General features: G+C 45.0%; 16 protein-coding genes. 15 read left to right on the top strand and 1 reads right to left on the bottom strand.

What is annotated here, in order from left to right; genetic code table 11:
* The first annotated feature begins 336 nt into the window (after positions 1-336).
* The 4 genes from DXC51_RS30870 to DXC51_RS28390 all read left to right on the top strand — a co-directional run bounded on the left by DXC51_RS30870 (position 337) and on the right by DXC51_RS28390 (position 5,448).
* Positions 337-1,056: an IS701 family transposase gene (locus DXC51_RS30870; protein ID WP_330413889.1), complete on the top strand. Its 720-nt coding sequence runs from the start codon at positions 337-339 to the stop codon at positions 1,054-1,056.
* A 240-nt stretch (positions 1,057-1,296) separates the two neighbouring features.
* The gene (locus DXC51_RS30865; RefSeq protein WP_330413888.1) at positions 1,297-1,614 is read left to right on the top strand and encodes a hypothetical protein; all 318 of its coding nucleotides are present in this window, start codon (positions 1,297-1,299) and stop codon (positions 1,612-1,614) included.
* Between the two features lie 97 nt (positions 1,615-1,711).
* Complete coding sequence (locus DXC51_RS28395) at positions 1,712-2,974, top strand: class I SAM-dependent methyltransferase (RefSeq protein ID WP_117545986.1); 1,263 nt, start codon at positions 1,712-1,714, stop codon at positions 2,972-2,974.
* 2 nt (positions 2,975-2,976) lie between these two features.
* A complete protein-coding gene (locus tag DXC51_RS28390; protein ID WP_117545984.1) occupies positions 2,977-5,448 on the top strand; it encodes an ATP-binding protein in 2,472 nt (823 codons plus the stop codon).
* Here DXC51_RS28390 and DXC51_RS29765 read toward each other — a convergent pair.
* Positions 5,430-5,600 (bottom strand): hypothetical protein, encoded by a 171-nt coding sequence (locus DXC51_RS29765; protein ID WP_171042621.1) that lies wholly within the window; start codon positions 5,598-5,600, stop codon positions 5,430-5,432. The genes DXC51_RS28390 and DXC51_RS29765 overlap by 19 nt on opposite strands.
* A gap of 274 nt (positions 5,601-5,874) precedes the next feature.
* Here DXC51_RS29765 and DXC51_RS28385 point away from each other — a divergent pair, with 274 nt between their 5' ends.
* The 11 genes from DXC51_RS28385 to glmM all read left to right on the top strand — a co-directional run bounded on the left by DXC51_RS28385 (position 5,875) and on the right by glmM (position 20,962).
* A complete protein-coding gene (locus DXC51_RS28385) occupies positions 5,875-6,054 on the top strand; it encodes a hypothetical protein (RefSeq protein ID WP_117545982.1) in 180 nt (59 codons plus the stop codon).
* Between the two features lie 357 nt (positions 6,055-6,411).
* Positions 6,412-8,397 (top strand): excinuclease ABC subunit UvrB, encoded by a 1,986-nt coding sequence (gene uvrB / locus DXC51_RS28380; RefSeq protein WP_117545980.1) that lies wholly within the window; start codon positions 6,412-6,414, stop codon positions 8,395-8,397.
* A gap of 110 nt (positions 8,398-8,507) precedes the next feature.
* A complete protein-coding gene (gene uvrA / locus DXC51_RS28375) occupies positions 8,508-11,360 on the top strand; it encodes an excinuclease ABC subunit UvrA (RefSeq protein WP_243003288.1) in 2,853 nt (950 codons plus the stop codon).
* Between the two features lie 433 nt (positions 11,361-11,793).
* A complete protein-coding gene (gene mreB, locus DXC51_RS28370; protein ID WP_025488416.1) occupies positions 11,794-12,789 on the top strand; it encodes a rod shape-determining protein in 996 nt (331 codons plus the stop codon).
* Between the two features lie 95 nt (positions 12,790-12,884).
* On the top strand, positions 12,885-15,134 hold the full coding sequence (gene recD2, locus DXC51_RS28365) for an SF1B family DNA helicase RecD2 (RefSeq protein ID WP_117545976.1): 2,250 nt from the start codon (positions 12,885-12,887) through the stop codon (positions 15,132-15,134).
* 9 nt (positions 15,135-15,143) lie between these two features.
* The gene (locus DXC51_RS28360; RefSeq protein ID WP_117545974.1) at positions 15,144-15,872 is read left to right on the top strand and encodes a ComF family protein; all 729 of its coding nucleotides are present in this window, start codon (positions 15,144-15,146) and stop codon (positions 15,870-15,872) included.
* A gap of 2 nt (positions 15,873-15,874) precedes the next feature.
* Positions 15,875-16,279 (top strand): hypothetical protein, encoded by a 405-nt coding sequence (locus DXC51_RS28355; RefSeq protein WP_021638730.1) that lies wholly within the window; start codon positions 15,875-15,877, stop codon positions 16,277-16,279.
* A gap of 56 nt (positions 16,280-16,335) precedes the next feature.
* On the top strand, positions 16,336-17,316 hold the full coding sequence (locus DXC51_RS28350; protein WP_021638729.1) for a hypothetical protein: 981 nt from the start codon (positions 16,336-16,338) through the stop codon (positions 17,314-17,316).
* Positions 17,317-17,331: 15 nt separating this feature from the next.
* The gene (gene cdaA / locus DXC51_RS28345; RefSeq protein ID WP_021638728.1) at positions 17,332-18,201 is read left to right on the top strand and encodes a diadenylate cyclase CdaA; all 870 of its coding nucleotides are present in this window, start codon (positions 17,332-17,334) and stop codon (positions 18,199-18,201) included.
* A complete protein-coding gene (locus DXC51_RS28340; RefSeq protein WP_117545972.1) occupies positions 18,185-19,501 on the top strand; it encodes a CdaR family protein in 1,317 nt (438 codons plus the stop codon). Before cdaA ends, DXC51_RS28340 begins: the two co-directional genes overlap by 17 nt.
* 111 nt (positions 19,502-19,612) lie before the next feature.
* Positions 19,613-20,962 (top strand): phosphoglucosamine mutase, encoded by a 1,350-nt coding sequence (glmM, locus tag DXC51_RS28335; RefSeq protein WP_021638726.1) that lies wholly within the window; start codon positions 19,613-19,615, stop codon positions 20,960-20,962.
* Positions 20,963-20,968: the final 6 nt, after the last annotated feature.

The raw sequence follows: 20,968 nt of genomic DNA, 5'->3' as shown, positions 1-20,968 counted from the left end.
TTCGAAAATCAACACTTCAAAAAGTTGCCATTTCTTGACAGCTTAGATTAGTGAGCCACTTTTTGGCTGTCCTCTACTTTTTTTCACACTATAAATCTATTTTAAAAGTAAGGCCATATATTGTGTAAAGTTTTTGTATTTGTTATAATTGGAATCGCGAGGTACTATAAAAGATTTACTAGCGATAATCAAAAATAATAAAAGAAATATATAGTTTAAATCATGAAAAGAAAAATGTGTAAGTTAATTAGTGGAAAGTAGGGATAATACATTAAAAGATTATTGGAGGTTTAATCATTAAACTCCACTTTACAACTTTATTAACAAAAAAATTTAATGGATAGACTTTATCAGTATTTTCATATTTATTTTGAAACTTTTTCTGCACCTACGGTTGATACCCTGTTTTTATTAGTCCTTTCTATACTTGTATTGGAATCCGCCGATTCCATCCGCTCCCTGTATCGCCATTTTTTCTCTGGTATTACTGAAAAATCTTTGAATGTATTTTATTACGCCTGTTCCTATGCTAAAGCTGACTATTCCAGATTTATGAATGTTACTGCAAAAATCGCATTGAATCTGATTCAGGATACTCTAAAATCTCAACCGGTATTTTTATGTGTTGATGATACTATGATCTCCAAATTCGGAGAGAAATTTGAAAATGTCTCCAAACTGTTTTACCATGCTGCCCATAATGGTTCAAACTATTTGAAGGGTCATTGTTTTGTAAGTGTCATGCTCTGTGTTTCGGTATGGAATAACAGTAAGGTATCCTATCTTTCTGTACCACTCGTATACCGGGTGTGGCAGAAAACGGATTCAAAACTGGAGCTTGCGGCTTCCATGATCCGTCAGGTAATGCCAGACTTCAGGAAGAAAAAAGATGTTATCATTCTATGTGACAGCTGGTATGCGAAGAAAAAACTTGTTTCCATCGTTGACGAATATCCAAATCTCAATCTGATTGGGAATGCACGATGCGATTTTGTCCTGTATGATCTTTCTAAAGCACCGACTGGCCGGAGGGGCAGACCTGCAAAGCATGGATAACGTCTGTCTATAGAAAATGACTTTGTGCTCTCTGATGAAAGAATAGGAGATTATTATACGGGTGTACGCCGAGTTTTGACCAATATCTTTGGTTCCAGGGAAGTTCTTGCCTATGTAACTTCCACCGAGAAAAGCGGTGGAACAAGACGCCTGTTTTCCAGCACCATATTTCTGGAGACTATGCAAATCTTCTGCGCATGGCAGGAGAAAGCACCTCTGAACCAGACAGGAAGCGGCTGGATGAAATATATACCATTATTCTGCTATTCAATGCGGTGGAATATCGAAGTTAGTTACTATGAGCAGAAAACGTTCTGGTCACTCTGTAATTACATGGCACGCAGCCGTAAAGGAATTGAAATGCTGGTGAACATAATCAATATCAGTTATTGTGCAATGAAGTTACTGCCTTATCAGGACGAACTCTTTGCGGAGTTCCGCAATGAAAGTGTTCAGGAATTCCGTTTTGTACTGAGTGAGCAGATACGGGCTCAGATATTTTATGCCACTTTGGTGAAAAACATCGAAACCAGTATAAATTCCAAACGGCTTACCTAAGCTTTAAAACAGGTGATTCATTTGTAAAGTTGTAAAGTGGTGTAATTAAAGAAGAACTAAGTAAATCTGAATGCTATAGAAAATGAGGTTGAAAAATATGGTTCCTGTCAAAGTGGGAGAAAAATTCGATTACGAAGCAGTAAATATTGATAGTGATTGGAACGATAGCAACGATAGTGAGCTGATAATGCATACAATTCATTCATATCCAGCAAAATTTCCAGCATTTATAGCTTGGAAAGCATTTGAATACGCTCAAAATGAAGGTGTAAAAATTAAAAATGTATCAGATATATTTTGTGGATGTGGAACAGTTGCATTAGAGGCTAAGATACATGGATATGATTTTTGGGGATGTGATATCAATCCAGTAGCTACATTAATAGCAAGAACTAAAAGTAATACATATAATGTAGATGAAATCTTGTATTATTATGAAAGAATAAAGATAAAAATAGAAAATTTGGATTTTCCAGATGACTTGTATTTGAGAGCAAATGCGAGGCTTCAATATTGGTATTATGAAAAATCGTATTGTGTTTTGTATAAATTACATTATGCAATTGTTTGTGAAATTCCAGAAGGAAAATATAGAGAGGCATTCGAATGTATTTTTTCTTCTATTTTGAAAGCCTGTTCAAAGTGGTTGACTAAATCTATAAAACCGCAAGTAGATCCTAATAAAAAAGAGATAGATGTTTTAGGGCAGTTTGATATGCACTTACATAAATTTATTAAAGCAGTGGAAGAAATAAAGGTTGCTAATGCGAATACGATTATTAAATGTACAAATTTTTTAAATGAAGAAAATTTACCTAAAGTAGATTTAATAATAACAAGTCCACCTTATGTTACATCTTATGAGTATGCCGATTTGCATCAACTTTCATCATTGTGGCTTGGCTATGCAGATGACTATAGAACATTACGTAGGGGTTCCATTGGTAGTGTATATAATAGTGATGCTTTTTTTATGGATATGAAAAATTTGAATAATACAGGGAAAAATATTTGCGAGCAGTTAATAAATATTGGGATGCCCATGTCCAAAGTAAAATCGGTAGCTAGATATTATGTAGATATGCAAAATGCTGTAGAAAAATGTTATGGCATGTTACGAGATGGAGGCATGGTTTTTTTTGTTGTAGGTGATACAGAATATAAAAACGTAAAGATACAAAATTCTAGACATCTTGTAGAGGTATTGGAAAAAAATAAGTTCCATGATATTAAAATTGGGAAGAGAACAATATCAAAACGGATTTGTATACCTTATAGGGATGAAACTGGTAAGTTCTCAAAAGACAAGTCAAAACGCAAAGTATATCATGAAGAATTTATTATTAGTGGGAGGCTTTAGGAATGAATTTAGATACTGCGGGAACGAAAATAGATGATATTGAAGTGACGATAAGCCATAGAATAATTGAATTGTTTTCGGCTGGTTTATATTCAAGTCCTAATAAAGCGTTTGAAGAATTAATATGTAATTCTTATGATGCGTTTGCAAGTAAAGTTGCGGTTTATGTTCCATCTGATTTGACTGTTGAGGGAGCGTATATATGGGTTTGTGATAATGGAGAAGGATTAACTCCATCTGAATTAAAAGCTTTATGGAAAATTGGTGAATCGTCTAAAAGAAATAATAATGAAAGGGATAACCGAAGATTACAAATAGGACAATTTGGTATAGGTAAATTAGCGACTTATATATTGGCTAGAAAATTAACTTATATTTCTAAGAAAGAAAATAAATATATATTAGCTACAATGGATTACAATTTGATAAAAGAAGATAATAAAAGCCTATTTATAGCAGAACGTCAGGTTAGTGAGGAGGAGGCAAAAACTTTATTATCATATTACATTCAGAATGATATGTTGAGTTTTTCATTATTTGATAAAGGCGCAGAAGAATCATGGACAGTCTCTTTGATGACCGAATTAAAACCTAAAGCAGGGGAAATTAAAATAGGACGATTAAAATGGATTTTAAGTACTGCATTGCCACTAAATCCAGGATTTCAGTTAGAATTTAATGGTGCTTTAATTGAGTCTTCAAAAATAAAAGTTCCTATTATGAAAAAGTGGATAATTGGAAAGGATGATTTGACTGCTGAGAAAATTACAGGAGTCGAATGTAGGGAAGAAACAGATAAATATGGTAATCAGATATATTTTGTGGATATGCCTAACCTATCAGGTATTAATGGAGAGTTCGTTCTGTACGAAGATTCGTTGGTTGAGGGAAAGTCATCGGAATTAGGTCGGAGTCATGGCATTTTTTTGAGTATTAGAGAAAGATTGATAAATTTGGATGATCCATTGCTTGGAATGGAAGCATTTTCGCATGGTGCGTTCAATCGAACAAGAATAATTATAAATGCAGATGAATTAGATAATAATTTAACGTCTACAAGAGAGGCAGTAAAGGATTCACAACCATTTACTCAGCTAAAGGAATACATAAAGAAGAAATTTAATAATGAAGTAAAAAAGTATTATTTTGACCAACAAATTCAAATTGAGCAAAAAAGGTCAATTTCATCAAGAATGGCACAAACGTCTTACTTGACGTCCAAAAAACCTATATATGATTTTGTTCAAAATTATTATTCATCTCAGATAGTTAATCCTATTTTAATAGAAAAGCTAGATGAGGAAGATAAAGATGAATTATTAAATCTATATGAAAAAGATTTGGAAACGGGAGAGCAGGTAATAGAAAATATTGCTTGGGATTTTAACACAATAGATGCCCCATTAGCTAAATTAAATCTTAAAAATAGAACTTTAGTTATTAACAAAGCGCATCCATATGTTGCAAATTATATTGATGCAAACAGCAATATGATTCCTTTGGAAAGTATGATAATTACTGAAGTGTTAACTGAAGCACATCTGTATGAGATAGGTTTAGATGAGGATATTGTCAATGGAATAATTAGAAGAAGAGATAGAACATTACGCCAGCTTGCTTTATCAGATCGCCAAGGGATTCCAGCAGTGGCAATGTTTTTAAAAGACTCATTAGATAATCCAAGTGGATTAGAAGATGCTATTGAAAGAGTTTTGACTGCAATAGGATTTGAAGTAACCCCAATTGGTGGAAATAACGAGCCAGATGGGAAAGCAGAGGCATTTCTTGGGTATGATGATAATGGAAACCCAAGAGGCTATTCACTGACATATGATGCGAAAAGCACGTCAAAAAAAAGTATTGCAGCAGGTACTGCTCATCTGTCTGGTTTGAAAAGACATCAAGAAAAATATCACGCTGATTATTGCATGGAAGTAGCGATTGATTATCAAGGCTCTAAAGATGATGAAAGTGCAATATCTAATGAGTCTAAAAGAGAACATGTGACAATGATAACTGCAAAAGATTTAATAAAATTGTTACTGATGGTAACGCCAAAACAGTTAGGGCTGGATAAAATCAGAGATCTTTTTGAAAATTGCTTTTCACCTAATGAAGTTCATCAATGGATAGATAACGTAGAAAAAATGGATGTTGAAACTCCGCCATATTATGAATTAGTTGATGTAATCTATCAATTACAGAAAACAGATACTGAAGCTCCAGTAACAGAAGTTGTAAGAAGGGAATTGAATAGAAAATTAGGAACCAAGTATTCCACTAAAAATGTTACAGAGTGGCTAAATTTGCTGGTTAATTTAGTTCCAGGATGTGTGAGTGTAGATGGAAAATATGTCGGTGTACAGGCAAGCGCTACTATTATTAAGTTACGTATTCATAAGGCGATAAGTGAGATACCATTAGATATGCAACCAATGTATAATGAAATATTTAGTCAATCGGAGGGAGTATAGCGAGATATATTTAGTAATTCTAAAGTTAGCAATGCCTTTTGAGAGTTTTGTAGTGCTTCTAGATATTCATCGGGGTAATTTTGTGCTTTTAAAATAGTATATATTTCGCCGAGCATATCATAAAGATGGGAATATGAAATATTATTTTTCATAATATACCTCCAGTAGGGTATTATTATATGTAACAAGAAGTAATATAATTCATAAAATGTTGAGAAACCGTTTGTTTAAACAAGTGTAAGCACTTTATGACACTTGCGTTGTTCCACTTATGAAAAGCCCCGGAGTAAAGATTTTCATTGGAAGTATTACTAACAGCTTTTGCAGGAAAATCATCTTCCAGATATTCGCTGACATGATTTACGAAGCGCCTTTTATACCATACTATTAAAGAATGACTTTAATCCCAAGGCAGTATCGAAACTGATGGAACATGCCAAAGAGCTGATTACGATGGTTGTATATGGCGATAACCGGAGTAATATTGCCGACTGTGTGGATGAGCTTCAGCCGTTTATAGGTGAGGTTTTACCAGATCCGGAGGAGATGGCGTTTGTCACCGAAAACATTGATGTGATGATTTCGGCGAAAGATTACCTTATATAAAGTGAATAGAAATGGGAAAATATAGCCACAAGAAAAAGGCCACAAGAAAAAGAACAAATGTTCCGTCTTGTGGCTATACTTTTTGAACTGTCCATGTTATAATTCAACGAGGAACAGCATGTTCCGAGTGATGAAAGGACTGCTAGGCAGTCTTTGTATCGTTTAGTGACCTTTAGGAATACTAATTCCACCAGGTTTTATATAGTGTTGCGGCGTTTCGAAAAATAGGTTTTAGTGACTTTCATTCGTAAAATAGCAAAAGTTCGTCTATTAGGCAGGGCGAAAATGATTCAGATTACGAATTTCTGCCTAATAGACGTACTTTTTTCAGGGTCACCAAGGAGGTAAAAACACAATATGGAGTTCAAATTACACAGTGAATACCAGCCCACCGGCGACCAGCCGCAGGCAATCGAAGCTCTGGTAAAAGGCTTCAAAGAAGGCAACCAATTCCAGACTTTGCTGGGGGTTACGGGCTCTGGCAAGACTTTCACCATGGCCAACGTCATCCAGCAATTACAGAAACCAACCCTCATCATTGCTCACAATAAGACGCTGGCGGGACAGCTCTACGGCGAGTTCAAGGAGTTCTTCCCGGAGAACGCGGTGGAGTATTTTGTCTCCTACTACGACTACTACCAGCCGGAAGCCTACGTCCCTTCCTCAGACACCTACATTGCCAAGGATTCCTCCATCAACGATGAGATAGACAAGCTGCGCCTGTCAGCTACCGCATCGCTGGCGGAGCGCAAGGATGTCATTGTGGTGGCCAGCGTGTCCTGCATTTACGGTCTGGGAAGCCCGGATGAATACAAGGACATGATTGTGTCATTGCGCCCCGGCATGGTGAAGGACAGGGATGCGGTTCTGCGGGAACTGATAGACATACAATATGACAGAAATGATATGGATTTAAGCCGCGGCTGCTTCCGTGTCCGCGGGGACAGCGTGGAGATTTATCCGGCGCAGGGCGGCGATTACCTGATAAGGGTGGAATTTTTCGGGGACGAGATTGATCGGATTGCCCAGGTGGATCCGCTGAGCGGGAAGCTGCATGCTACACTGGAGCATATCGCTATTTTCCCCGCCTCCCATTATGTGGTTTCACAGGGAAAGATAAATATAGCCTGTGATAATATTGAACAGGAGCTGGAAGAACGTATCCGGTATTTTAAGGGAGAAGACAAGCTCCTGGAGGCACAGCGTATTTCTGAAAGGACTAACTTTGATATTGAGATGCTGCGTGAGACCGGGTTCTGCTCCGGTATTGAAAACTATTCCAGGCATCTGAATGGCACGCAGCCCGGTGAACCGCCTATGACGCTCCTTGACTTTTTCGGGGATGATTTCCTGATTATGATAGATGAGTCCCATATTACCATTCCCCAGATCAGAGGAATGTTCGCGGGCGACCGTTCCAGGAAGATGACGCTTGTTGATTACGGCTTCCGACTGCCCTCCGCGCTGGATAACCGGCCGCTGAATTTTGAAGAGTTTGAATCACATATTGATCAGCTGCTTTTTGTGTCCGCAACGCCTTCCGCTTATGAAGAGGCGCATGAGCTGCTGCGTACGGAGCAGATTATCCGTCCTACCGGATTGCTTGATCCGGAGGTTATCGTGCGCCCTGTGGAAGGACAGATCGATGACCTGATCGGTGAAATCAGAAAGGAAACGGATAAACACAACAAGGTGCTGGTGACTACGCTGACAAAGCGTATGGCAGAGGATTTAACCGATTATATGCGTGAGGTGGGAATCCGGGTGAAGTACCTGCATTCTGATATTGATACGCTGGAACGGGCGGAAATCATCCGGGATATGCGGCTGGATGTATTCGATGTCCTTGTGGGTATCAACCTGCTCAGAGAAGGCCTGGATATCCCGGAGATTTCCCTTGTAGCCATCCTGGACGCCGATAAAGAGGGCTTCCTGCGTTCAGAGACTTCATTGATACAGACGATTGGCCGTGCGGCCAGAAATGCGGAAGGGCATGTTATCATGTATGCGGATAACATGACGGATTCCATGAATGCCGCCATCAGCGAAACTAACAGGCGTAGGGAAATCCAGCAGAAATATAACGAAGAACACGGAATTACGCCGCAGACCATTAAAAAGAGCGTGCGTGATTTGATCAGTATATCGAAGGTAATCGCCAAGGAAGAGGTACGCTTTGAAAAGGATCCTGAGTCCATGGACGAGAAGGAGCTGGAGAAGCTGATTGGAGATATCCAGAAGAAGATGAAGCAGGCCGCTGCGGATCTGAATTTCGAAGCTGCCGCAGAACTGCGTGACAAGATGGTAGAGCTTAAGAAAACATTGGCAAAAATGAAGGAATAAGGATAACTGTCCGGAAACAGGATGGTTAGGAAAGAATACGGCGCGGGCCGGCGGGTCCGGCCTGCTTTGAAAGGAGCACAGACCAGAGCATGGAACAGGAAAGCATAAAGATGAGACCCCGTGAATTTATAAAAATCCGTGGGGCGAATGAGCATAATCTGAAGAATATAGACGTGGATATACCCAGAAATGAACTGGTAGTCCTGACCGGATTGTCCGGTTCGGGAAAATCTTCACTTGCATTTGACACAATTTATGCGGAGGGACAGAGAAGGTATATGGAGTCCCTGTCGTCCTATGCAAGACAGTTCCTGGGACAGATGGAAAAGCCCAACGTGGAAAAAATCGAAGGACTTTCTCCGGCGATATCCATCGACCAGAAATCCACCAACAGAAACCCCAGATCTACAGTGGGAACCGTAACCGAAATTTATGACTATTTCCGTCTTTTATATGCCCGGATCGGTATCCCCCACTGCCCCAAGTGCGGAAAGGAAATTAAAAAGCAGACGGTAGATCAGATGGTAGATCAGATTATGGGCCTGCCCGACGGTTCCAGGATACAGCTGCTGGCGCCCGTAGTAAGGGGCAGGAAGGGCGAGCATGCCAAGGTGCTGGAGCGCGCCAAAAGAAGCGGCTACGTCCGTGTAAGAGTGGACGGAAACCTGTATGAGCTGTCGGAAGAAATCAAGCTGGATAAAAATATCAAGCATAATATAGAAATCGTTGTGGATCGTCTGGTGGTTAAGGAGGGTATTGAACGCCGCCTTACGGACTCCATTGAAAGCGTGCTTGCGCTTACAGACGGACTGCTTATTGTGGATGTCATAGACGGGGAAACCATGACCTTCAGCCAGAGCTTCGCCTGTCCTGACTGCGGAATCAGCGTTGATGAAATCGAGCCAAGAAGCTTTTCCTTCAACAATCCCTTCGGCGCCTGCCCGGAGTGCTTCGGCCTGGGTTATAAGATGGAATTTGATGTGGATCTGATGATTCCTGATAAACGGCTGAGCATCAATGAAGGCGCGATTGCGGTAATGGGATGGCAGTCCTGCAACGATACTTCCAGCTTTACCAATGCAATCCTGCAGGCTTTGGCCAAGGAATATCATTTCAGCCTGGATACCCCTTTTGAAAAGTATCCGGATAAGATAAAGGATGTCCTGATTCATGGAACCGGCGGCCGTGAGGTGGAGGTCTTCTATCAGGGACAGCGGGGAAAAGGCGTGTATCCGGTGGCCTTTGAGGGGCTGATTAAGAATGTGGAGCGCCGCTACAGGGAGACTGCGTCAGATATTATGAAGCAGGAGTATGAAACTTTCATGAGCATTACTCCCTGTAATGTCTGCCAGGGGATGCGACTGAAAAAAGCAGCGCTGGCCGTAACGGTATGCGACAGGAATATTTACGAGGTTACTTCCATGTCCATCCGCAATCTGAAGGAATATCTGGATAATATGCAGCTGACAAAACAGCAGGAGCTTATCGGCAAACAGATCCTGAAGGAAATCAGGGCGAGGGTCGGTTTCCTGGTGGATGTGGGACTGGAATACCTGTCCCTGTCAAGAGCTACGGGAACACTGTCAGGCGGCGAGGCGCAGCGTATCCGCCTTGCAACCCAGATTGGCTCCGGCCTGGTAGGCGTATGCTATATCCTGGATGAGCCAAGTATCGGACTGCATCAGCGTGACAACGATAAGCTTCTGAACACGCTGAAAAATCTCCGTGATTTAGGGAATACGCTTCTCGTTGTGGAGCATGACGAGGATACTATGCTGGCGGCGGACTATATCGTGGATATCGGTCCCGGCGCAGGCTCTCACGGCGGTGAGGTGGTTGCCTGCGGTACGGCGGAGGAGCTGATGAATATACCGGAATCCATCACGGGACAGTACCTGAGCGGGGCGCTTTCCATTCCGGTTCCCGAAAAACGCAGGAAGCCTGCGGGATGGATTAAGGTAAAGGGCGCCGCGGAGAATAACCTGAGGAATATTGATGTGAAGTTCCCCCTGGGAGTCATGACCTGTGTAACCGGCGTTTCCGGTTCGGGAAAAAGCTCCCTGGTGAATGAAATACTTTATAAGACACTGGCACGCGACCTGAACAGAGCCAGAACAATACCCGGGAAAAATAAGGGAATCGAAGGAATCGACCAGCTGGATAAGGTCATTGATATTGATCAGTCCCCCATCGGCCGTACGCCCCGTTCCAATCCGGCCACCTATACCGGCGTATTTGATATGATCCGTGATCTGTTTGCGTCCACCCAGGATGCCAAGGCAAAGGGTTACAAGAAAGGAAGATTCAGCTTCAATGTGAAAGGCGGAAGATGCGAGGCCTGTGGCGGCGACGGAATCATCAAGATTGAAATGCATTTCCTGCCCGATGTATATGTACCCTGCGAGGTCTGCGGCGGCAAACGTTATAACAGGGAGACTCTGGAGGTTAAGTATAAAGGAAAAAGTATTTTTGACGTGCTGGATATGACCGTGGAGGAAGCGGTTGGCTTCTTCGAAAATGTTCCCAGTATCCGCAGAAAGATAGAAACGCTCTACGATGTGGGCCTTTCCTACATCAAGCTGGGACAGCCCTCCACAACCCTTTCCGGCGGCGAGGCTCAGAGGATCAAGCTGGCTACGGAGCTGAGCCGCAGGAGTACGGGAAAGACAATCTATATTCTGGATGAACCTACAACAGGCCTTCATTTTGCGGATGTGCACAAGCTGGTGGAAATACTGCACCGGCTGGCCGACGGAGGCAATACGGTAATCGTTATTGAGCATAACCTGGATGTGATCAAAACTGCGGATTACATCATAGATATGGGGCCGGAAGGCGGAGATGGCGGCGGAACCGTGATCGCGGAAGGCACGCCGGAAAAGGTGGCGGCCTGTGAAGGCTCCTATACCGGCTATTATGTAGGGAAGATGCTGGATAAGGCGAAACACTCGCCGATGGATTAATTATGTAAGAACAGAAAACTGCATAAAATTTCCGCTTAGAAATTCTGCTGTAAACTGGATGCAGAGAAAAATGAACCAGGCAGATTGAAAAAACCAATAGATTATAAGGAATGCATCGTTTTACCGTTAATATTTCGCGCTGCAAGGCCCTGATTCTGTATTGCCGCCTGCAACTATGCGGTAAAGCGGTGTATTCTTTAAATTTTTATGAAAAGACTTTCCATAAGAACGTTTTTAGGTTATAATAACAGACGGTATATTTTACGCTTGCGTCCGACAGGTTTTTTTCATTGATATTTCGCAATTTTACGTAATTTGTAAAATATATGCTTGATTCATAAAGAATGGTCCATAATATAATAGAGGCAGAAGGAAGCGCAGGGGATTTATTGGACAGTCTTCCGCGCCATCTTCATTTGGAATGGAGGAAATTATGCAGTATACAGATATTGGAATTGACCTGGGTACCGCCAGTATTTTAGTGTATATCAGAGGAAAGGGCGTTGTTCTGAAAGAGCCCAGCGTAGTAGCGTTTGACAGAGACACGAATAAAATCAAGGCCATCGGCGAGGATGCCAGGCTGATGCTTGGACGTACACCCGGCAATATTGTTGCGGTAAGGCCGCTTCGCCAGGGTGTTATTTCCGATTATACAGTTACTGAAAAGATGCTGAAGCATTTTATCCAGAAGGCGCTTGGCAGGAAGACCTTCAGAAAGCCCAGGATCGCAGTCTGTGTTCCCAGCGGTGTAACAGAGGTTGAGAAGAAGGCTGTTGAGGATGCAACCTATCAGGCAGGCGCACGCGAGGTTTCCATTATAGAGGAGCCGATTGCGGCAGCCATTGGTGCAGGCATCGATATTTCCCGTCCCTGCGGTAATATGATTGTGGATATCGGCGGCGGTACTTCGGATATCGCTGTAATTTCACTGGGCGGTACGGTAGTAAGCGCCTCTATTAAGATTGCCGGTGATGATTTTGACGAGTCACTGGTACGCTATATGCGTAAAAAACATAACCTTTTGATTGGCGAAAGAACCGCAGAGGATATCAAGATAAAGATTGGTTCCGCCTATAAGCGTCCCGAACCTGATTTTATGGATGTCAGGGGACGTAACCTGGTAACCGGCCTTCCCAAAACGGTGAAGGTTTCCTCCGAGGAAACGGAGGAAGCCCTCAGGGAGCCTACCCTGCAGATCGTGGAAGCCATCCACAGCGTGCTGGAGAGAACTCCTCCGGAGCTGGCTGCGGATATCGCGGATCGCGGAATCGTGCTTACCGGCGGCGGCAGCCTTCTGCGCGGGCTGGAGGAGCTGATTTCCGACAGGACGGGAATCAACACCATGACCGCAGAGGATCCCATGACAGCAGTGGCAATCGGCACAGGTAAATATGTGGAATTCCTGGTAGGATATAAGGACGAAATTTAAGCAGTATTTGACAAGGTATAGATTCAGGGCTACTCCGTCGGGGTAGCCCTTTTGACACCCGGTCTGATTAGAACAGAGATGTTAGGAGTTTACCGGTGGAAAAAATATCAGGTTACGTGGAACACATTATATACAGAAATACCGGAAACGGTTATTCGGTTTTTGAGCTGGTGGCCGAAGGCGAAGAGGTTACCTGCGTGGGCACCTTCCGCGCCCTGGATGAGGGCGAAAATCTGGAGCTGACAGGCGGCTATGTGGAGCATGCGGTATACGGAAGCCAGTTCAAGGTGGAAAGCTATGAAGCTGTGGCCCCTGAGGATGAAAGCAGCATCGAACGCTATCTGGGATCCGGCGCCATCAAGGGGATCGGCCCGTCTCTGGCGGCCCGTATTGTAAAAAAATTCGGTAAGGATACCTTCCGTATCATAGAACAGGAACCGGAGCGGCTGGCTGAAATCAAAGGGATCAGTGAACGGAAGGCCATGGAAATCAGCACCCTGATGGAAGAAAAGAAGGGTATGCGGGAGGCCATGATTTACCTGCAGAAATTCGGCATTTCCAATACGCTTGCCATTAAAATATATAATACCTATGGCATGGAGGTTTATGGAGTACTGGAGGAAAATCCTTATCGCCTGGCGGAGGACATAGAAGGCATCGGCTTTAAAAGAGCGGATGAGCTGGCGGCAAGAATAGGCATCCACACGGATTCGGATTTCCGTATCAGGAGCGGCATTCTGTATACCCTGCAGCTGGCGGCCATGGACGGGCATACCTTCCTTCCTTATCAGGAGCTGACTGCAAAGGCGGCGGTGCTTCTGGGGCTGCAGGAGGATTATGTAAGCATCCAGATTCCCAACCTGGCCATGGATAAAAAAATCATGGTGAAGCAGGACGGAGAAAATAAATCGGTGTATGCATCCTCCTTTTATTATGCGGAGCTTGCATGTGCGCGTATGCTGCAGGAGCTGAATGTAAGCATGGTTTTCGGCGGGGAGCTGCTTCCCTCTGAAGAAGAGAAGATGCTTGCGGAGATAGAAAAGCTGGCCCGCAGACTGGGCATTGAACTGGAGGAGCTGCAGCAGCAGGCGGTTCTGGAAAGCATTAAGCATGGTATTTTTATCCTTTCAGGAGGGCCGGGAACGGGAAAAACAACCACGATCAATACTATGATCCGTTATTTTGAGGCGGAGGGGCTGGATATCCTTCTGGCAGCGCCTACCGGCAGGGCGGCAAAGCGGATGACGGAAGCCACCGGCTATGAAGCGCGCACCATTCACCGTCTGCTTGAGCTCAACGGCGCCATGCTGGAGGAGGAGAACCGATACGGTAAGAATGCCCGTTTTGAGAAAAATGAGGAAAATCCACTGGAAGCGGATGTGGTCATTGTGGATGAGATGTCCATGGTGGATATTCATTTGTTCCAGTCGCTTCTGCGTGCAGTTACGCCGGGAACCAGGCTGATTCTGGTGGGGGATGTGAACCAGCTGCCGTCTGTGGGACCGGGACAGGTGCTCCGTGATTTGATAGACAGCGGAAGCTTTTCCGTAGTTGAGCTGAAAAAGATTTTCCGCCAGGCCGGGGAAAGCGATATCGTGGTCAACGCCCATAAAATCAATAACGGCCAGGAGATTCCGCTGGATAATAAAAGCAGGGATTTCTTTTTCCTGGAACGCAGCGATGTCCAGGTTATTTATAAGCATATGATTCTGCTGATTCAGGAAAAGCTTCCCAGATATGTGAAGTCCGGGCCTTTTGATATCCAGGTGCTGACGCCCATGCGTAAGGGTAATCTGGGAGTGGAGGCACTGAATCAGATTCTGCAGGCCTATCTGAACCCGAAGGACGCCTCCAAGAAGGAGTATCAGTCCGGTAGCACGCTGTTCCGGGAAGGGGACAAGGTGATGCAGACGAAAAACAATTATCAGCTGGAATGGGAAATCGTGAGTAAATACGGGATACCTGTGGATCATGGTGTGGGGATTTTCAATGGGGATATGGGAATCCTGAAGGAGATCGATGAATATGGGCAGACTGTAACGATTGAGTTTGATGAGCAAAGACGTGTTTCTTATGCCTTCGCCCAGCTGGAAGAGGTGGAGCTGGCGTATGCCATCACCATCCACAAGTCCCAGGGAAGCGAGTATCCGGCGGTTATCATGCCGCTGCTGGGCGGCCCGAGAATGCTTTTTAACCGGAATCTTCTCTACACGGGCGTGACCAGGGCGAGAAGCTGTGTGACGATCCTGGGAAGCAGGCAGGTGGTGCAGGATATGATCGCCAATGAAAGTGAGGCCAGGCGCTATACAAGCCTGGATGTGAGGATTAAGGAAGTCATGGCTTAAAGGAGCCTGATGAAGAAAAATGTATGGAGTACACTACCGCAAATGCTTTTGGATCTGGCATTTCCCAGACGCTGCCCCGTGTGTGACAGGCCTGTAAAGCCTTCCAACGCATATATCTGCAGCGAGTGCAGGGATAAACTGGTTTACATAAAAGAACCAAGATGCCGGAAATGCGGAAAACAGCTTGAGAAAGCAGAAAACGAATATTGTTATGACTGCGGGTCTAAAAGGCATATATATGACAGAGGGGCCGCACTGTATTCCTATGGCAGTATAAGGCTGTCCCTGTACCGCCTGAAATACGGCGGAAGACAGGAATATGCAGTGTTTCTGGGGCAGGACATGGCCGGCCGGCTGGGGAGGGAAATACTGTCATGGAAGCCGGATGCGCTGGTACCTGTGCCGCTGCACCCCGCGAGGGAGAAAAAAAGAGGGTATAACCAGGCGGCTCTGCTGGCGGCCGAACTGGGGAAACAGCTGGATATCCCGGTTCTTACGGGCTTCGTGGAAAGAACCCGGAATACAAGGCCGCAGAAGGAGCTGGAGGGTACAAAGCGTCAAAATAATTTGAAAAAAGCTTTTAAAATAGTACAGAATGATGTAAAATTAAATACGATTGTAATTATAGACGACATATACACTACCGGCAGCACCATTGACGCGGTGGCACAGGCCTGCAGGGAAGCAGGTGTGAAGCATGTGTATTTTGCAGCACTGGCAATTGGCAGAGGAATGTAGGTATGATTAATAAGGATAAAGTGGCGGTTATGACGAAGATGGCCGCATATGAGGCGGGTGACGGCAGGAAGAATCTGGCCGTCTGCAGTTATTTCAGAGGTGACTATGTCGGCTTCCAGATGCTGAAGACCTGGATTGCAGTGACTATTGCATTCTGTATCCTCTTCGCTGTTTATCTTGTTTATGAGATGGATAGCCTGATGACGGATTTTTACAGCATTGATCTGCTGGGGCTTGGGAAAAAGTTCGGCTTTGCCTATCTGGCGCTCTGCGGAGTGTATCTGCTGGCGGCCTTTGTGATCAGCCAGAGAAGATACGGCCTTGCCCTGAGAGCAACGGTTAAATTTGACAAAGAGCTGGATCTGCTTTCGGGCGGTGAGGATGACGGCTTTGAGGAAGAGGAATAAGGGAGTGGGCCCCTGTTGCCCGGGGCGGCTGCCATGAATTCTTGAGAGGGACATTTATGACAACATCATTACTTGTAGTAAGAGAATATATCAGGAACTTTTATGTAAAATATGAGGAATATATAGTGCCGGTGCTGAAATTTCTCCTGGCGCTCGTTTCCATGCTGATGATTAACAGCCAGCTGGGATTCATGAGCCAGCTGGATAATGCGGCGGCGGTGCTGGTGGTGGCTCTGATTTGCTCCTTTATGCCCAAGAACTTTATTCTGTTCGTCGCGGCGGGATTTGTAACGCTTCATCTTTATGAAGTATCCCTGGAATGCGCGGCTGCCGCGCTGGTCGTATTTTTACTGATGTTTCTTTTGTACTTCCGTTTTTCCCCGGGAAGCGCGGTCCTTGTTATCGTGACTCCCATGCTGTTTGCGTTTAAGATCCCTTATGCGGCTCCTCTTGTGGCCGGTCTGCTGGGCAATCCCTTTGCCGCAGTTACCGTAGCCTGCGGGGTGATCGTATATTATCTGATTACCTATATGAATGTCAATGCCTCCATACTGGGTTCTTCGGAGGCAGAATCCGTAATCCAGAGGTTCCGTGATATTTTTGACGGTATTTTCGGAAACAGGGCCATGCTGATTATTATTGCCGCTTTTGCGGTGACGGTGATTATGGTTTATCTGATCAGGAAGCTTTCCGTGGATTATGCGTGGACAATTGCCATTGTCGCAGGGGCTTTACTGGATATCGTAATCCTGATGGTGGGGGATTTGATTTATGACGCCAATTTTTCCATCGGGGGTGTAATCCTGGGAAGCATCGCAGCGATGGCTGCAGCGTTTGTCGTACAGTTTTTCAGGTTCAATCTGGACTATTCCCGGACGGAAAAGGTGCAGTTTGAGGATGACGAGTATTATTATTATGTAAAGGCGGTGCCCAAAATGACGGTGGCCACGCCTGAGAAAAAAGTGAAAAAGATTACCACGCAGCGTAACAGCAGAAATGCCAGACATACGCATTCGAGAGACACTGCGCGGAAATAGCGGGTTTGGGTGGATATGGAACTGATTAAGACCTTTGCAGACAAATATTTTGCACATGTACCATCTCTGAGGATAACGGATATTGTGGAGATACTCATCATCTCCTTTCTCGTTTACCACATCATGGTATGGATAAAGAATACAAAAGCCTGGGCGCTTTTCAAGGGCGTTGTGCTGATTATGGTATTTATCATACTTGCGGCCGTTTTTGAGATGAATACCATTCTGTGGATAGCCAGGAATGTGGTTATGTATGGTGCGGTTGCATTGGTCGTGGTGCTGCAGCCGGAGCTGCGTAAGGCGCTGGAGCAGCTGGGAAAAAAGGAATTTCTGGCATCCCTGCTGCCTTTTGAAATCGGAAAGACAGAACAGGGCCTTTTTTCCGATAAGACGGTCCATGAAATCGCAAAGGCCTGTGTGGAGATGGGCAAGGTCAAAACCGGCGCCCTCATTGTTGTCCAGCAGAACGATCCCCTGACGGAGTATGAAAGAACAGGAATCGAAGTGGACGGCATCATTACCAGCCAGCTGTTGATTAATATTTTTGAACACAACACACCGCTTCACGACGGTGCTGTTATTGTACGCGGAGATCGGATTACCTCCGCAACCTGTTACCTTCCGTTGTCAGATAATATGTCATTGAGCAAGGATTTGGGAACGCGTCACAGAGCTGGCGTGGGTATCTCGGAGGTAACGGATTCCATGACCGTAATTGTTTCCGAAGAAACGGGCAAAATAAGCGTGGCATACAGCGGTGTGCTTTACCGCGGCCTGTCTTCTGCAGAACTGGAGGAGCAGCTGAAGAAAATACAGAATAAACCGGTGGAGGAGAAGGAACACAGGCTCTGGAAAGGATGGCCGAAGAATGAAAAAAACAAATAAGCTTTGGAATAATCTTGGCCTGAAAATTATGGCGGTGATATTTTCCATTCTGCTGTGGCTTGTGGCTGTCAATATCAATGACCCGGTGGAACGGAAGGTTTTCCGGGATGTGAGGGTCGAGACAAGGAATACGAATCTTCTGACAGATGAAAATAAACTTTACAAGGTGCTTGATGATACGGATACGGTTACAGTGACGGTCCGTGCCAGCCGTTCTGTCCTGGAGAATATCAATGTGAGTGACATTACGGCGACTGCTGATTTTTCAGAGCTGTCCTTTACCAACACAGTGCCGATCAGGCTGTCTGTAAATAAATATATTGACAAACAGATAGAGGATATCAGCGGAAGCGTAGACAGCATGAAGCTGGAGGTTGAAGATAAGAAGGAAAAACAGTTTGTAATAGAAATAGTACAGACAGGAGAGCCTGCGGATGGTTTTATCGTGGGTAAGGTTACCACAACCGACGGAAATGCCATGAAGATTTCAGGGCCTGAATCAGTGGTGGAAAAAGTTAAAAAAGCGGTGGTAGAGGCTGATGTCAGCGATTTGACGGACAGCATAAATATTACGGAAAAAATCAGGCTGCTGGATGCACAGGGCAAGGAAGTAACGGACAGCAGCATTACCAGAAGCGTGAATACCTCCAAGGTTTCCATAACAATACTGGAGACGAAAACCGTACCTGTCAGCCTGTCTGCAACAGGAGAACCGGCGGCCGGTTATGTGGCTACGGGTGAAGTGAGCTGTGCCCCTGAAACTGTGACGATTGCAGGTAAGAGCAGTGTGGTGAAGGATATTTCCGAAATCGTTATTCCTGCGGATGAGTTGGATCTGACAGGCGCTACGGCGGATGTTACAAGGCTGATTGATGTAAGGAATTATCTTCCTGAGGGAACAACCTTGACTAATACGAATGGGGAAGAATTCAATGGTAAGGTAGCTGTTACTGTGAAGATAGAGCCTCTTGTGGATATCACCAGAGAGGTAGCAGCTTCCAGAATCCAGATTCAGAATGTGCCGGAGGGCTATACCGTCACTTTGGACGAGGGCAGCCGTGTATCCCTGAGGCTCAGGGGACTGCAGGTGAATCTGGATCAGGTAAATGTGGATAATCTGGCGGGTTCTATTGATATTGCCGAATGGATGCAGAAAACGGATCAGACGGAACTGGCCGAAGGAAGTGCAGAGGCGGAGGTAACGTTTACCCTGCCTCCGGGAGTGACGCAGACAGCGCCGGCGAAGGCCCGCCTGAATATACAGAAGACAGCTGAAGCAGAGGGAGAGGGCGGCGAATAAGCCGGAAGCCTGCTGTTTCCGAGAATGCGGCTGTAGATTAATAAATGAAGCTGCAGCCGGGGACAGATAGATTAGATTACAGCCGTTGTTAAGGCAGAATGAGAGGAAAATATGGCTAGATTATTTGGTACTGACGGCGTGCGCGGCGTTGCAAATGAAGAACTGACACCGCTTCTTGCCATGCAGCTTGGCCAGGCAGGCGCGACCGTACTGACAAAGGAAAATGAACACAGGCCCACCATTATGGTTGGCTGCGATACCCGTATTTCAGGAGATATGCTTGCCAATGCGCTGATGGCGGGAATCTGCAGCGTAGGCGCGAATGCCGTTTATGTAGGCGTCATTCCCACGCCGGCGGTAGCGTATCTTACCAAGAAGTACAAGGTGGAAGCGGGCGTGGTGATATCCGCATCCCATAATCCCGTGGAATTTAACGGGATCAAGTTTTTTGACGGAAACGGCTATAAGCTGCCGGACAGTCTGGAGGATGAAATCGAGGACCTTATCCGCAATGGGATGCAGGGAGTGGAGCTGCCTACCGGTTCCAGAGTAGGGAAAATCAAATACCGGACGGATGCCAGGGAAGAATATATCAATCACGCGATTCAGTCGGTGCCGGTAAATTTATCGGAGCTGAAAATTGTTGTTGACTGTGCGGAGGGCGCTTCCTACTACACTTCCGTGGAAGCACTAAGGGAGCTGGGGGCCAATGTGGTTCCCATACACAATATGCCTGATGGAACGAACATCAATGCCAACTGCGGATCCACTCATATGGAAGAGCTGCAGGCCAGAGTTGTTTACGAAAAGGCTCATGTAGGCCTGGCTTTTGACGGAGATGCCGACAGGCTTCTTGCGGTGGACGAAAACGGCACAATTATCGACGGTGACCAGATTATGGCTATTGTGGGCACCCATATGAGAGATCAGGGCAAGCTGAAAAAGGACACCATTGTTGCTACCGTAATGAGTAATCTTGGCTTCTTTAAAATGGGAGAAAGAGAACATCTGCAGATGGAACAGACTAAGGTGGGCGACCGTTATGTGCTGGAGCGCATGCGTGAAATCGGAGCCAGCCTGGGCGGAGAGCAGTCGGGTCATGTGATTTTCCTGGATGAGAATACCACCGGGGACGGCCTGTTAAGCGCGCTGCACCTTCTGGAGGTAATGGTGGATACCGGGAAGCCTCTTTCCGAGCTGGCAAAGGTGATGACCGTTATGCCGCAGGCGCTTGTGAATGCGAAGGTGCCCAACCACAAGAAAGAGAAATATATGGAATACCCTGAAATTGCCGGGGCAATTGATGAGCTTAACCGTAAGTTCGCAGGAGAGGGAAGGGTGCTTATCAGGCCCTCCGGAACGGAACCTAAGGTCCGCGTAATGATTGAAGGCAAGGATCAGAGGATGATTGAGGAAGAGGCGCATAAGCTGGCAGATTTGATTCAGAATATTATGCTTTGACGCTGA

It is taken from the genome of Eisenbergiella massiliensis (genome assembly GCF_003435485.1).
Note: the sequence above shows the minus strand (reverse complement) of the source record. Positions and strands in the feature narration are given on the sequence as shown.